Below are 12,648 nucleotides of genomic sequence, written 5' to 3'. Positions count from 1 at the left end.
AGGAGCTTTCAGATGCAGGCCGTTTCCATCCACGTCGTCGATGTAGCCCATGGCGTTGTCGCTCAAGGCATGCGGGTCGACATCGCCCGGTTCGAGGGCGAAGACTGGACGGATGTGGCCTCGGGCAAGGTCGGCAGCAATGGCGTGGTCGACGGCATCGAAAGCCGCGAGTCCTTGTTCGAGATCGGCTTCTACGAGCTGCGCCTGCACGTGGCCGAGTACTACCGCGCAAGAGGCGTCAAGCTGCCCGAGCCCGCGTTCATGGGCGTGCAGGTCTTTCGCTTCGGCCTGGCCGATATGTCGCAGCACTACCACCTGCCCGTGAAGCTGACGCCGTGGGGCCTGTCCTGCTTCCGCGGCGGCGCCTAGGATTCACGCCGGCGCGCGCAAGGCCCGCGTTTCGTCGCGAAACTGCCGCGGCGTCATGCCGGTCCATTGCCGGAACCGGCGGCTGAAGTAGACCGCATCGCCGAAGCCGCATTGGTGCGCGACGTCGCCGATGCGAATGCCGGAGCTGAGCAGCAGTTCCTTGGCGTGTTCGAGGCGCCGCTCGGTCACGAGCTCGGTGAATGTGCGGTCGGTCTGCTTCTTCAGCAGGTGCGCGAGGTAGTTCGGCGACAACATGGCCGCGGCGGCCGCATCGTTGAGCGACATCTCCTCGTGCAGGTGTTCGCGCACGTAGCGCATCACGCGCTGCAGCGCATCGTGCCGCGAGCTGCCGCCGCTGCTGTGCCGCGCCGCCTGCTCCTGCAGCTGTGCCTCGTGCCGCTGGCAGGCCAGCCCCAGCAGTTGCAGCAGGATGCCGCGGATCGCGCTTCGCGTTGCGAGGCGCCGCGCCCCGTTCAGCGCCGACAGCTCGTCCAGCCAGCCGAGGATGCGGGTGAAATCCGCATCGTCGAAGTGGAAGTCGACGTACTCCTGAAAGAGAAACGGAGCCAGCTCGGGCTGGCGGGCGATCGAGACTTCTTCCAGGTCGAGTGGCTCCACATCGAGCTCCGGCCAGAGAAAGCCCTGGTCGAAATTGACGATGGCATAGCGCGCGCCGACGGGATGGGGAACCACGTGCACGCGGTAGGGCAGCACGAAGCTCAGGTACCCGGCGCCGAACGGCCGCACCGCGCCGCCGATGAGCTGCTGCGAGCCGCCTTCGATGCCCACCTGGATCTGGAAGTACTCGTGCCGATGGGGCTGCGCGAGGACATCGCGCGCACCCTCGAAGCGGATGTCGAAGTCGAGGTGGTCGGCGCGCTCCTGCATGCCGTAGAGGCGGAGGCTGGAAGGGCGGGGCGAGGTGGTCGGCATCGCGCCATCGTAGACGCGTCCTCGTTCTGCGTAGATGCGTGCGGAATCGCGGCGGCATCCCGGCCAAGAATGGCTCGCACTCAAACTATGAAGGAGAACAAGCCATGTCCAGTTCACGTCGCAACCTGTTGGCAAGCTCCGCCGCCATGGCCAGCGGGGCCATCGCCGGCTGTGCCCTGCCGGCCGGCGCCGCGCGCTCCCCGAGCACGCCATTCGATGTCTCTTCGTCGACGGTTCCGATCGTCGGCAGCGAACAGGTGTTCCCGGTGCGGCGCATCTATTGCATCGGCCGCAACTATGCCGCCCATGCGCGCGAGATGGGATCCGATCCGACCCGCGAGCCGCCCTTCTTCTTCCAGAAGCCGGCCGACGCGATCCAGGTCGTCATGCCCGGCGCCGTGGCCGACCATCCCTATCCGAGCCTGACGAAGAACTACCACTACGAAGTGGAGCTGGTCGTCGCCTTGTCCAGGGGCGGCAGCAACATCGCGATCGACCAGGCGCTGGCTCACGTGTACGGCTATTCACTCGGCCTGGACATGACGCGGCGCGACCTGCAGCGCGAGATGGGCGACCAGAAGAAGCCGTGGGAGATCGGCAAAAGCTTCGATCACTCCGCGCCGGTCGGCCCGATCCATCCCGTCGCGAAAGTCGGCCACTTCGCCGATGGGGCGATCTGGCTCAAGGTCAACGGCCAGACCAAGCAGAGCGCGACGCTCAAGCACATGATCTGGTCGGTCGCGGAGCAGATCAGCCGCCTGTCGCAGGCCTTCGAGCTGATGCCCGGCGACATCATCTATTCGGGCACGCCGGAAAACGTCGGTCCCGTGGTGCGCGGCGACCTGATCGAGATCCATATCGACGGCTTGCCCAACCTCTCGGTGCGCGTGGTCTGAGCGACTTCGCTCACGCTGCCGTCTGCCCGGCGGTGTAGCGTTCGGCCGGCCGCGCGCGCGAGAGCTTCGGCACCATTTCGCGCCGCGCCGCCTCGAGGCGCTGCCAGTCGCCGGCATCCGGCAGCGAGGGGATCGTCACCAGCTCGCGCGCATCGAGGCCGGCCAGTGCCGCATCGACCAGGTCGTCGGCCGACATCACCATCTCCTGCGGCAGGTTCGACACCGGCATGCCCGCCACGTCCCAGAACTCGGTGCGGATCGCGCCGGGCAGGACGGCCTGCACCTGCACGCCCTTGTCGCCCAGCTCGTGGTGCAGGGACTGGCTGAGGTTGAGCACATAGGCCTTGGTCCCGCTGTAGCTGCCGTTCAGCAGCTCCGGCGACAGCGCGACGATCGACGCGATGTTGATCACCGTGCCGCTGCCGCGCGCAACGAACGCGGGCGCGGCGGCGCGCGCCATGCGGGTGAGCGCAATCACGTTCAACCGGATCATCATCTCCAGCTCGTCCGGGTCGGACTCGATCAGCGATGCGGTGGCGCCGATGCCGGCGTTGTTGACCAGCATGGTGATCGAGGGATCGGTGCGCAGGCGTTCCTCGACACGCCGCTGGTCGGCCGCTGCGCCCAGGTCGGCGACCATGACCTCGACGCGGCGCCCGGTCTCGCGCCCCAGCCTTTCGGCGAGCGCGTCGAGCCGCGAGCGATTGCGCGCCACGAGGATGAGGTCGTGGCCGCGCCGCGCGAGCCTGTCGGCGTAGACCGCGCCGATGCCGGATGACGCGCCGGTGATCAGCGCGGTGCTTTGGGATGCCTGCTTGCTCATGATGTGTGTCCTTGGGGTTCGAAAAAACGGCGGATTGACAAGACGAACATTAGGTCGCAGACCTGCGACTTAAAAGTTGTGTTTCCCTCGTTTTAGGACAAAGTGATGAAACGCGTCGGATTGCTGGTTTTTCCGGGCTTCCAGATCCTGGACATGGTGGTGGTCTCGGTCTTCGAGCTCGCCAACGCGGCCGCGACCAGGCCTGCGTACGCCTTGGAGGTGGTGTCGGAAGAGGGCGGGCCGGTGAAGAGCTCCTCCGGCGTGCAGGTCGAGACCCGTGCCTTCGGCAGCGCGAAGTTCGACACGTTGCTGGTCGCCGGCACCATGGACATCGCGCCCTCGTCGCCGGCACTGCTGGCCTTCCTGCGCGACGCGGCGAAGAAGTCGCGCCGCGTCGGCAGCATCTGCACCGGCGCCTTCGTGCTGGCCGAGGCCGGGCTGCTCGACGGCCGGCGCGCGACCACGCACTGGCACTTCGCGCGGGAGCTGCAGCGAAATTTCCCGCACGTGAAAGTGGAGGAGGACTGCATCTACATCGTCGACGGCACGGTGTGGACATCGGCCGGCATGACGGCCTGCATCGATCTCTCGCTGGCGCTGGTCGAAGGCGATCTCGGCACCGAGGTCTCACGCGCGGTGGCGCGCAAGCTCGTCGTCCACTCGCACCGCACCGGCGGGCAGTCGCAGTTCTCCGCCTTCCTCGAACTCGAGCCGAGATCGGAGCGCATCCACGACGCGTTGAACTACGCCAAGAAGAACCTGCATCTCGCGCTGTCGGTCGAACAGCTGGCGGACGTGGCCCATCTGAGCCCGCGGCAGTTCAGCCGCGCCTTCCTCGCCGAGACGGGCCAGTCGCCGGCCCGCGCGATCGAGAAGCTGCGCGTGGAAACCGCCCGCGCGCTGATCGAGGACGGGCACTCGATCGACCGGGTCGCGGAAAAGGCGGGATTCGCCGATCCGGAACGCATGCGCCGCGCATTCCATCGCGCCTTCGGGCAGCCGCCGCAGGCGCTCAAGCGGGCGGCGCGGCTGCAGGTGGCGGCCTGAAGGCCTGGGGCAAAACTCAGAACGTTTCCCAGTCTCCGTCGCCGGCGGCCGTGCCCACTGCCGTGAGCTGCTTGCGTTGCGGTGTCGCGATGGCTTGCCGGGCCCGGGCCGGTTGCGCTGCTGCCTTGCGCGGGAGGGGAACCACGGGCCGGATGACTTGCTGCTGCCCGTCGAGCTTGAACACGCTGACGGCCTGCGACAGGCTGCCGGCCTGCTCCTGAAGCGACTGCGCCGCAGCCGCAGCCTCTTCGACCAGCGCCGCGTTCTGCTGCGTCACCTGGTCCATCTGCGTGATCGCCTGGTTGATCTGCTCGATGCCCTGCGTCTGCTCGTGGCTCGCTGCCGTGATCTCGCCGATGATGTCGGTCACCCGCTTCACGCTGCCCACGATCTCTTCCATGGTCTTGCCGGCTTCGCCGACGAGCTGGCTACCGGCATCGACCTTGCCCACCGAGTCGTCGATCAGGCCCTTGATTTCCTTGGCCGCCGCGGCCGAGCGTTGCGCGAGGTTGCGCACTTCGGAAGCCACCACCGCAAAGCCACGGCCCTGCTCGCCGGCACGCGCCGCCTCGACCGCCGCGTTCAACGCGAGGATGTTGGTCTGGAAGGCAATGCCGTCGATCACGCCGATGATGTCGACGATCTTCTTGGAGGAGGCATTGATCGAGGCCATGGTGTCGACCACCTGGTTGACCACGTCGCCGCCCTTGACCGCCACCTCGGAGGCCGAGAGCGCCAGTTGATTGGCCTGGCGCGCGTTGTCCGCGTTCTGCTTGACGGTGGAGGTCAGTTCCTCCATCGACGCCGCGGTCTGTTGCAGCGAGCTGGCTTGCTCCTCGGTGCGCGAAGAAAGATCCTGGTTGCCCGAAGCAATCTGGCTCGAGGCCGTCGAGACATTCACCACCACGCCTTGCACCTGCTGCAGCGACTTCTGCAATGCCGTGCGCATCATGTCGATGGCGCGTAGAAGGCGGCCGGTCTCGTCGTTGGCATAGCTTGCCTGCGGCGCACCGGTCAGGTCCATGTCGGCGATCGACCGGGCCATCGTCTCCGCCCGGCGCAGCGGGTGCGTGATGCTGCGCGCCAGGAACCAGGCCAGCAAAGTACCGAAGATCAGCGACAGCGTGGAGCAGACGATCAGCAGCATCGTGGTCTGGGCGCGCAGGCCCTCGGCACGTTGCGCCGCGGCATCGAGCCCTGCACGCTGCAGGTCGACCATCTGCTTCACGCCCGCCAGGTAGCTGACCGAGGTCGGTTCGAAGCGCGCGCTGAAAACACGGCCGGCACCTTCGAGGTCGCCGGCCAGCTTGAGCTTGCTGACTTCCTCGCGCGCAGCGAGGTAGTCCTTGCGCAGTTCGCCACCTTCTGGAACAGCTCGCGTTCCTCGGGCTTGACCATCTGTCCTTCGATGAACTTCTGCAGCTCGTTGGTTTCCTTGATCGACGCCGCGGTGGCGGGTGCGAAGTAGGCGATCAGGCTGGCGTCGCTGCTCTTGGCGATGGCCGCAGCCCGCTGCACGCCCGATGTGGTGTGGCGCAGCCAGTCGGCGCCGGCGCGTTCGGTCCTGACGTTGTCCTGGACCATGCCGGTGATCTCGATGCCCAGCTGCCGCAGCTTCAATGCCGCAATCACGCTGCTTGCCAGGAAAAAGGCGAGGATCACGCCCAACACGATGGCCAATCGCTTGGCTATCGAGATATTGCTCAGAAACATGGGAGGCTCCGGAAGACGAGAAGGTCAAAAAGAGAAAAGACAGACCTGTATCGGCAGTCGGTCTGAAAAATTAAGGGAAGACCCGCATGTTCGAGCGCGACCAAAGCCACATCGCTAAACTCTCTGCAGTTATGTGCCGCCGCTCGTTCCATCGCCGCATGACCGCGTTCTTCGTGGTCCTGTCGCTGCTGTTCTCACAGCTGGCGCTCGCGAACTACGTCTGCCCTGGCGCCGCGGACGCAGTCGCGATGGCGGAAATGATGGCCGCAGGCGAACCCTGTGAAGGCATGGATTCGGCGCAGCCGGTGCTCTGCCACCAGCACGCAGCCGACATGTCGCTGTCGTTCGAGCCGGTGAAGCTGGCCACCCCGTCGCTCCCGGCCATCGTGCAGGTGCTGGTCGTGCCTGTTGTGATGGAGGCACAGCTCGCGGCGGCGATTCCCGTCGCAGCGACACCGGAGGTCCGACCTCCGCCCGACCCCGTTTTTCTTTCCACTCGCAGACTCCGAGTCTGAAATCTCCGTCGACTGACCGGCGCTGGTGCGGCTCGTCCGCTCGCCAGCTGATGCCTCATTCGTCTTCGGAGTTTTCATGCCATCCCACCTCCTGCACGCAGCCGCCTTGGCCGCCGCACTGCTTCCCTGCCTGGTAGCGGCAGCACCTCTGACCCTCGAGACGGCGCTCGACCTGGCCGTCAAACGCTCCGAATCCGCTCGCGCCGCGCGAGCTGGGGTGACGAGCGCGTCGGAGACCGCCCGAGCGGCCGGCCAGCTTCCGGACCCGATGCTGCGCGCCGGCGTCGACAACCTGCCGGTGACCGGGGGCGACCGGTTCAGCACTGCGCGCGATTCGATGACGATGAAGCGCGTCGGCATCAGCCAGGAATGGCTGTCGAGCGACAAGCGAGCCGCTCGTCAGGCGGCGGCCGAGGCCGCCGTCGCCCGCGAAGGAATCCAGTCTCGGACAGCAGTCGCCGAAACCCGGCTGAACACCGCGCTCGCCTACCTCGACGCTTTCTACGCCGGCGAGGCGCAGAAGCTGACGACGCTCATGGAGCATCACGCGCATGAGGAGTTGGAGGCGGCGCGTGCCCGCTTGGCGTCCTCAGCGGGCAGCAGCCAGGAAGTGCTTGCTCTGACCGGCGCGCGAGGTACGGCGGAGGACGAATCGGCCGAAGTGCGCCAGCAGCAAGGCGTGGCCAAGCTGTCGTTGCAGCGTTGGATCGGCACCCAGGGCGACGAGTTGGCACCCGTGAACGCGCTGTCATTGCCTACGGAGCAAGCGTACGTCGCAGGGCATCCGACTGTCGTGACGAAGCAGCTCGACATCGAAGTGGCCAAGCAGGTTGCCGCCGTCGCCACCTCGGAGCGCAAGCCCAACTGGACCTGGGAGCTTTCCTATGGACAGCGCACCGGCTACTCGGACATGGTGTCGTTCGGAGTGAGCATTCCGCTTCGAGTGGCCCCTTCGGAGCGCCAGGACCGAGAGACCGCAGCGAAGCTCGCGCTGGCCGACAAGGCCGAGGCAGAGCTTTCCGAGGCCACCCGCGCAGCCACCGCCGAATACCGAACGCTTGCCAGCGACGCCCAACGGCTGCTCGAACGCATCGAGCGATATCGCACCGGCGTCGTGACCCCAGCCCGGCAACGGACCACCGTGGCCACTGCCGCATATCGATCGAATCAGAGCACGCTCATGACGCTGTTCGAGGCGAGGCACGCCGAAGTGGAAGCACAGCGGAAGCTCCTGGCACTTCAACGCGACCTCGCCAAGGCTCAAGCGCAGCTTGCATTCAAGCCACTCGCACAAGGAGCCGACCAATGAAAGGCACTCGCGTCACCGCGCTTCTCATCGTCGCCGGTGCGGTCCTCGCCGGCGCCGGCTTCTTCCTGGGACGGCACACGAGCAACGAAGGCATGAGTGCCGAAGCAAGCGGCGCCGCTTCGTCCCCGGACGGCCGCAAGGTCCTCTACTGGCACGACCCGATGGTTCCGGGCCCGCGCTTCGACAAGCCGGGCAAGTCGCCGTTCATGAACATGCAGCTCGTTCCGGTCTACGCCGACAGTGACCAAAGCACCTCTGGCGTCAAAGTGAGCCCCACTGTGCAACAGAACCTGGGCATCCGCTACGCCACCGTGCGACGTGCAGAGACCTCGAGTTCGTTCGACGCCATAGGTGCGGTGCAGTTCGACGAGCGCTTGAACGTGGCCGTCCAGACGCGGGTCGCGGGATACGTCGAACGCCTGGCTGTGCGGGCCCCGATGGAGCGCGTGCGCAAAGGCCAGGCCTTGGCCACCATCTTCGCGCCGGACTGGCTCGGGCCGCAGAACGAGCTGCTTGCGCTCAAGCGCGCCGGGGTCGCGCCCGACCTCATCGCTGCAGCGCGTGAACGGATGCGTGCCATGTCGATTCCGGCTGAGCTCATTCGCCAGAGCGAAGAGATCGGGGCCGCGCAGGCGCGCTTCAACCTGAGCGCGCCAACAGGCGGGGTCGTCGCCGAACTGGGTGTCCGGGAAGGCGTTGCCGTCACGCCCGGCATGACCTTGTTCCGCATCGCAGGCCTCGAGAAGGTCTGGGCCGTGGCCGAGGTTCCGGAAGCTCAGGCGGTGCGCTTGACCCGCGGTCAGAAGGTCAAGGCGGCGCTTCAGGCGGATGCCACTCAAACCTTCGAGGGCGAGCTCAAGGAAATACTTCCAGAGCTCAATGCGAACACGCGCACGCTGAAGGCGCGCTTCGAGGTCGACAACAAGGACGGCAAGCTCACGCCCGGCATGCTGCTGCGTCTGCAGGTGGCGGGACCGACGAGTATCCGGCTGGTCGTACCGGCCGAGGCGGTCATCCGCACGGGCAAGCGCGCGGTCGTCATCGTCCGCAAGGACGGCGGTGCATTCGAACCGCGCGACGTAGCACTCGGCTTGGACCTGGGTGACGATGTCGAGGTCGTCCAGGGGCTGAACGAAGGGGACCAGGTGGTCGCGAGCGGCCAGTTCCTGATCGACTCCGAGGCCCGGCTGCGCTCGGTGCTGGGGAGCATGTCGGCACCTGCCGCGCCGCCCGCATCCACCGCCCCATCGCCGGGTGGGAAAGCATCCCAGACCCACGTGGCGGACGGCAAGGTCGAGAGCGTTGAACCGGACGCCATCACGATCTCCCATGGCCCCGTGCCGTCCCTCAACTGGCCGGCCATGACGATGGGCTTCTCCAAGCCGAATCCCCAGGCGTTCGCGGACGTGAGGCGAGGCGATGCCGTCCGATTCGAGTTCAAGGAGGGCGGGCCCATGGGCTATGAGCTGCTCTCGGTGCAGCGCGCACAACCGGGCATGAAGAAATGATTGCCGCGCTCATTCGATGGTCGATCGGCAATCGATTCCTGGTGCTCGTCGCCACGCTGTTCCTGACGGTCGCCGGTGTCTGGTCGGCTGCTCGCATACCGGTGGACGCATTGCCGGACCTGTCGGACGTACAGGTCATCATCCGGACGCCATTTCCCGGCAAGGCACCGCAGGTGGTGGAGGACCTCGTCACCTACCCGCTGACGACGACGATGCTCAGCGTGCCGGGCGCCAGGACCGTTCGCGGCTACTCCTTCTTCGGAGACTCGTTCGTCTACGTGCTCTTCGACGACAAGACGGACCCGTACTGGGCCCGCTCGCGCGTCGTGGAGTACCTCAACCAGGTACAGAGCAGGTTGCCCGCAGGGGCGAATGCGTCTCTGGGATCCGATGCAACGGGGGTCGGATGGGTTTACGAATACGCGCTCGTGGACCGCTCGGGCAAGCATGACATCGGACAGCTGCGTGCGTTCAACGACTGGTTCCTGAAGTTCGAGCTGAAGACCATCCCGGACGTGGCCGAGGTCGCGAGCATCGGTGGCATGGTGCGGCAGTACCAGGTGGTGCTCGACCCCGACCGCATGCGTGCCCTTGGCATCACGCAAGCGACGGTCGTCGCTGCCTTGCAGAAAGCCAACCAGGCGTCGGGCGGCTCGGTCGTGGAGCTTGCAGAAACCGAGTACATGGTGCGCTCGCGCGGCTACCTGAAGTCGCTGAGCGACTTCCGCACGATTCCGCTCGCAGTTTTGGGCACGACCCCGGTGCTCTTGCGCGACGTGGCCACGGTGCAGATTGGGCCGGAGATGCGCCGCGGCATTGCCGAGCTGGACGGCCAGGGGGAGGTCACAGGTGGTGTGGTCGTCATGCGCTCGGGCAAGAACGCGCGCACGACCATCGAGGCCGTCAAGGCGAAGCTCGAGACGCTCAAGCCGAGCCTCCCGGCCGGCGTCGAGGTGGTGCCGACGTACGACCGGTCCCTGCTCATCGACCGCGCCGTCGAGAACCTGCGCTTCAAGCTGCTGGAAGAGTTCGCCGTCGTGGCGGTCGTGTGCGCCGTCTTCCTGTTCCACCTGCGCTCGGCGCTCGTAGCGGTGGTCGCGCTTCCGATTGGCGTGCTCGCCGCGTTCATCGTCATGCATTGGCAAGGTGTCAACGCCAACATCATGTCGCTCGGGGGCATCGCCATCAGCATCGGGGCGATGGTCGACGGAGCCATCGTGATGGTCGAGAACGTCCACAAGCACCTTGAGGCATTCGAGTCGAAGCATGGCAGGAATCCGACGACGTCTGAGCGATGGCAACTGGTCGGCTCGGCGTCCATCGAGGTCGGTCCGGCTCTCTTCTTTTCGCTGGTCATCATCGCGCTTTCCTTCGTGCCCGTGTTCTCACTCGAAGCGCAGGAGGGCCGCCTCTTCTCGCCATTGGCGTTCACGAAGACCTATGCGATGGCGGCGGCGGCCGGCTTGTCGGTGACGCTGGTACCTGTGCTGATGGGCTACCTCATCCGCGGGCGCATCCCTCACGAGTCGGCGAACCCCGTGAACCGCTTCCTCATGGCGGCATATCGACCCGCGCTTGAAGCGGTGCTTCGCTTTCCCAAAGCCACGCTGGTGGTCGCGGCGCTGTTGCTGGCCCTGACGGCCATACCCGCCATGCGCCTCGGCGGCGAGTTCATGCCGCCGCTGGACGAGGGGGACCTGCTCTACATGCCGTCAGCCTTCCCGGGACTTTCAGTTTCCAAAGCGTCGGAACTCCTGCAGCAGACGGACCGCCTCATCAAGACGGTGCCTGAGGTCGAACGCGTCTTCGGGAAGGCCGGTCGCGCCGACACCGCGACCGACCCGGCTCCGCTCGAGATGTTCGAGACGACCATCCAGTTCAAGCCGCGCGAACAGTGGCGACCCGGCATGACGCCCGACAAGCTGGTCGAAGAACTGGACCGCGTCGTGAAGGTGCCCGGACTGACCAATGTCTGGGTGCCACCCATTCGCAACCGCATCGACATGCTGGCAACCGGCATCAAGAGCCCTGTCGGCATCAAGGTGGCCGGTGCGGACCTGGCCACCATCGATCGCCTGACGACGGAAATTGAAGCCGCAGTCAGGGCCGTCCCAGGCGTGTCCTCGGCATTGGCCGAGCGACTGACTGGCGGCCGGTACATCGATGTCGACGTGGACCGGCTCGCCGCAGCTCGCTACGGACTTTCCGTGGCAGACGTTCAGGCCATCGTCTCGACCGCTGTCGGCGGCGACAACGTCGGCGAAGTGATCCAGGGCCGGGAACGCTATCCCATCAATGTCCGCTACCCCCGAGAGATCCGCGACTCGCTGCAGCGCCTGCGAGAGCTGCCCTTCGTGACAGACAAGGGTGCGCAGTTGCTCCTGCAGGACGTGGCGAAGGTCAGCATCGAGGAAGGCCCGCCGATGCTGCGGAGCGAGAACGCGCGCCTGTCCGGTTGGGTCTATGTGGATGTCCGGGGCCGAGACCTCAGGTCCGTCGTCAATGACATGCAGGCTGCGGTGGCCAGATCGGTAACGATGCCTGCCGGCTACGCCGTGTCCTGGTCCGGGCAGTTCGAGTATCTGGAGCGCGCCACGCAGCGGCTCAAACTCGTGGTGCCTGCCACCTTGGCGGTCATCTTCATGTTGCTGTACTTGCTGTTCAGGTCCTTCGGTGATGCTGCGCTGGTCATGGCGGCGGTGCCCTTCTCGCTCATCGGTGGGTTCTGGCTGATCTGGGCGCTGGATCACTCCATCTCGGTAGCCACGGCCGTCGGATTCATCGCGCTCGCCGGCGTGGCCGCCGAGTTCGGCGTCGTCATGCTCATCTACCTCAAGAATTCCCTTGCACGACGCATCGAGGCTGGAGCGCCGATGAACGACGAGACCTTGCTTGCCGCCATCCGCGAGGGAGCGGTGCTGCGCGTTCGTCCCAAGGCGATGACAGTGGCCGTGGTGATGGCGGGCTTGCTACCCATCATGTGGGGAAGCGGAACCGGCTCGGAAGTCATGACTCGAATCGCTGCGCCCATGGTGGGAGGCATGGTGACGGCTCCCCTGCTGAGCATGCTGGTGATTCCGGCTGCCTGGTACCTGGTGCACCGGCGCCGAGCCGGCGGCCGTGAGACCGCGTTCGCAAGCCATCCCGCGCAGAACGCCATCACTTCAGAGTGAAGCGCGCCGTCCCCAAGGTCTTGCCCGAGTTCGTCACCACGGCCACCGCCTTCGTACCGGCAGCCACCTTGAAGCTGCCTTTGGCTTCCAGCTTGTCGCCGGCGGGCTTGAGCTCGACCTCCGTCTTCTCGGCGCCTGCGAGCAAGGTGACTTTCGCCGAGGCCTTGGAAAGGTCCCTCGGCTTGCCGTGGTCGCTGAGGTACAGCTGCAGCGTGTCGGGCTTGGCCACCAGCTCGAAGTCCGCTTCTTTCCCCGGAGCGACCAGGCCGCCATGCCGCGGCGTGTGGTCGTCGTGTTTGTGGTCGCTCGCAGCAAAAGCGCCGCCGGCAACAGCCAGGACCAGGGTGGCCATCCATGCTTGC

At 66.1% G+C, this 12,648-nt stretch carries 10 protein-coding genes and 1 pseudogene; 7 read left to right on the top strand and 4 right to left on the bottom strand.

Features of this window, described 5'->3' with window-relative positions:
- Window positions 1-12 precede the first annotated feature (12 nt).
- A complete protein-coding gene (locus tag ACSQ89_RS24115; protein ID WP_436293461.1) occupies window positions 13-369 on the top strand; it encodes a hydroxyisourate hydrolase in 357 nt (118 codons plus the stop codon).
- A gap of 3 nt (window positions 370-372) precedes the next feature.
- On the opposite strand, the gene ACSQ89_RS24110 is transcribed toward ACSQ89_RS24115, so the two are convergent.
- A complete protein-coding gene (locus ACSQ89_RS24110; RefSeq protein WP_436293462.1) occupies window positions 373-1,302 on the bottom strand; it encodes an AraC family transcriptional regulator in 930 nt (309 codons plus the stop codon).
- A gap of 104 nt (window positions 1,303-1,406) precedes the next feature.
- Here ACSQ89_RS24110 and ACSQ89_RS24105 point away from each other — a divergent pair, with 104 nt between their 5' ends.
- Complete coding sequence (locus ACSQ89_RS24105; protein ID WP_436293463.1) at window positions 1,407-2,198, top strand: fumarylacetoacetate hydrolase family protein; 792 nt, start codon at window positions 1,407-1,409, stop codon at window positions 2,196-2,198.
- Window positions 2,199-2,208: 10 nt separating this feature from the next.
- Here ACSQ89_RS24105 and ACSQ89_RS24100 read toward each other — a convergent pair whose 3' ends face one another.
- Window positions 2,209-3,021, bottom strand: a complete 813-nt coding sequence (locus ACSQ89_RS24100; RefSeq protein ID WP_436293464.1) for an SDR family NAD(P)-dependent oxidoreductase — start codon at window positions 3,019-3,021, stop codon at window positions 2,209-2,211.
- A 105-nt stretch (window positions 3,022-3,126) separates the two neighbouring features.
- Here ACSQ89_RS24100 and ACSQ89_RS24095 point away from each other — a divergent pair, with 105 nt between their 5' ends.
- Window positions 3,127-4,068, top strand: coding sequence for a GlxA family transcriptional regulator (locus tag ACSQ89_RS24095; RefSeq protein ID WP_436293465.1), 942 nt, complete (start codon window positions 3,127-3,129; stop codon window positions 4,066-4,068).
- Window positions 4,069-4,084: 16 nt separating this feature from the next.
- On the opposite strand, the pseudogene ACSQ89_RS24090 reads toward ACSQ89_RS24095, so the two are convergent.
- Window positions 4,085-5,781: pseudogene (locus ACSQ89_RS24090) on the bottom strand (methyl-accepting chemotaxis protein).
- Between the two features lie 86 nt (window positions 5,782-5,867).
- On the opposite strand from ACSQ89_RS24090, the gene ACSQ89_RS24085 reads away from it, so the two are divergent.
- The 4 genes from ACSQ89_RS24085 to ACSQ89_RS24070 all read left to right on the top strand — a co-directional run bounded on the left by ACSQ89_RS24085 (window position 5,868) and on the right by ACSQ89_RS24070 (window position 12,286).
- Entirely contained in the window at window positions 5,868-6,296 is a 429-nt protein-coding gene (locus tag ACSQ89_RS24085; protein WP_436293467.1) for a hypothetical protein, read from the top strand.
- Window positions 6,297-6,402: 106 nt separating this feature from the next.
- Window positions 6,403-7,605 carry a TolC family protein gene (locus tag ACSQ89_RS24080; RefSeq protein WP_436293468.1) on the top strand — a complete coding sequence of 401 codons (1,203 nt, stop codon included), beginning with the start codon at window positions 6,403-6,405 and terminating at the stop codon, window positions 7,603-7,605.
- Window positions 7,602-9,113 (top strand): efflux RND transporter periplasmic adaptor subunit, encoded by a 1,512-nt coding sequence (locus tag ACSQ89_RS24075; RefSeq protein ID WP_436293469.1) that lies wholly within the window; start codon window positions 7,602-7,604, stop codon window positions 9,111-9,113. The genes ACSQ89_RS24080 and ACSQ89_RS24075 overlap by 4 nt, the downstream gene beginning before the upstream one ends.
- On the top strand, window positions 9,110-12,286 hold the full coding sequence (locus tag ACSQ89_RS24070) for an efflux RND transporter permease subunit (protein ID WP_436293470.1): 3,177 nt from the start codon (window positions 9,110-9,112) through the stop codon (window positions 12,284-12,286). The genes ACSQ89_RS24075 and ACSQ89_RS24070 overlap by 4 nt, the downstream gene beginning before the upstream one ends.
- Here ACSQ89_RS24070 and ACSQ89_RS24065 read toward each other — a convergent pair.
- Window positions 12,273-12,638, bottom strand: a complete 366-nt coding sequence (locus ACSQ89_RS24065) for a hypothetical protein (RefSeq protein ID WP_436293471.1) — start codon at window positions 12,636-12,638, stop codon at window positions 12,273-12,275. The genes ACSQ89_RS24070 and ACSQ89_RS24065 overlap by 14 nt on opposite strands.
- Window positions 12,639-12,648 lie beyond the last annotated feature (10 nt).

This window comes from Variovorax sp. LjRoot175, assembly GCF_964253805.1.
Taxonomy (GTDB): Bacteria; Pseudomonadota; Gammaproteobacteria; order Burkholderiales; family Burkholderiaceae_C; genus Variovorax.
This window is presented reverse-complemented; position numbering and strand designations above follow the sequence as displayed.

Excerpts from the sequence above, each read along its gene's own strand:
- ACSQ89_RS24095 (WP_436293465.1), top strand. The coding sequence starts at position 3,127 with ATGAAACGCGTCGGATTGCTGGTTTTTCCGGGCTTCCAGATCCTGGAC.
- ACSQ89_RS24100 (WP_436293464.1), bottom strand. The coding sequence starts at position 3,021 with ATGAGCAAGCAGGCATCCCAAAGCACCGCGCTGATCACCGGCGCGTCA.
- ACSQ89_RS24065 (WP_436293471.1), bottom strand. The coding sequence starts at position 12,638 with ATGGCCACCCTGGTCCTGGCTGTTGCCGGCGGCGCTTTTGCTGCGAGC.
- ACSQ89_RS24110 (WP_436293462.1), bottom strand. The coding sequence starts at position 1,302 with ATGCCGACCACCTCGCCCCGCCCTTCCAGCCTCCGCCTCTACGGCATG.
- ACSQ89_RS24085 (WP_436293467.1), top strand. The coding sequence starts at position 5,868 with ATGTTCGAGCGCGACCAAAGCCACATCGCTAAACTCTCTGCAGTTATG.
- ACSQ89_RS24115 (WP_436293461.1), top strand. The coding sequence starts at position 13 with ATGCAGGCCGTTTCCATCCACGTCGTCGATGTAGCCCATGGCGTTGTC.
- ACSQ89_RS24075 (WP_436293469.1), top strand. The coding sequence starts at position 7,602 with ATGAAAGGCACTCGCGTCACCGCGCTTCTCATCGTCGCCGGTGCGGTC.
- ACSQ89_RS24105 (WP_436293463.1), top strand. The coding sequence starts at position 1,407 with ATGTCCAGTTCACGTCGCAACCTGTTGGCAAGCTCCGCCGCCATGGCC.
- ACSQ89_RS24070 (WP_436293470.1), top strand. The coding sequence starts at position 9,110 with ATGATTGCCGCGCTCATTCGATGGTCGATCGGCAATCGATTCCTGGTG.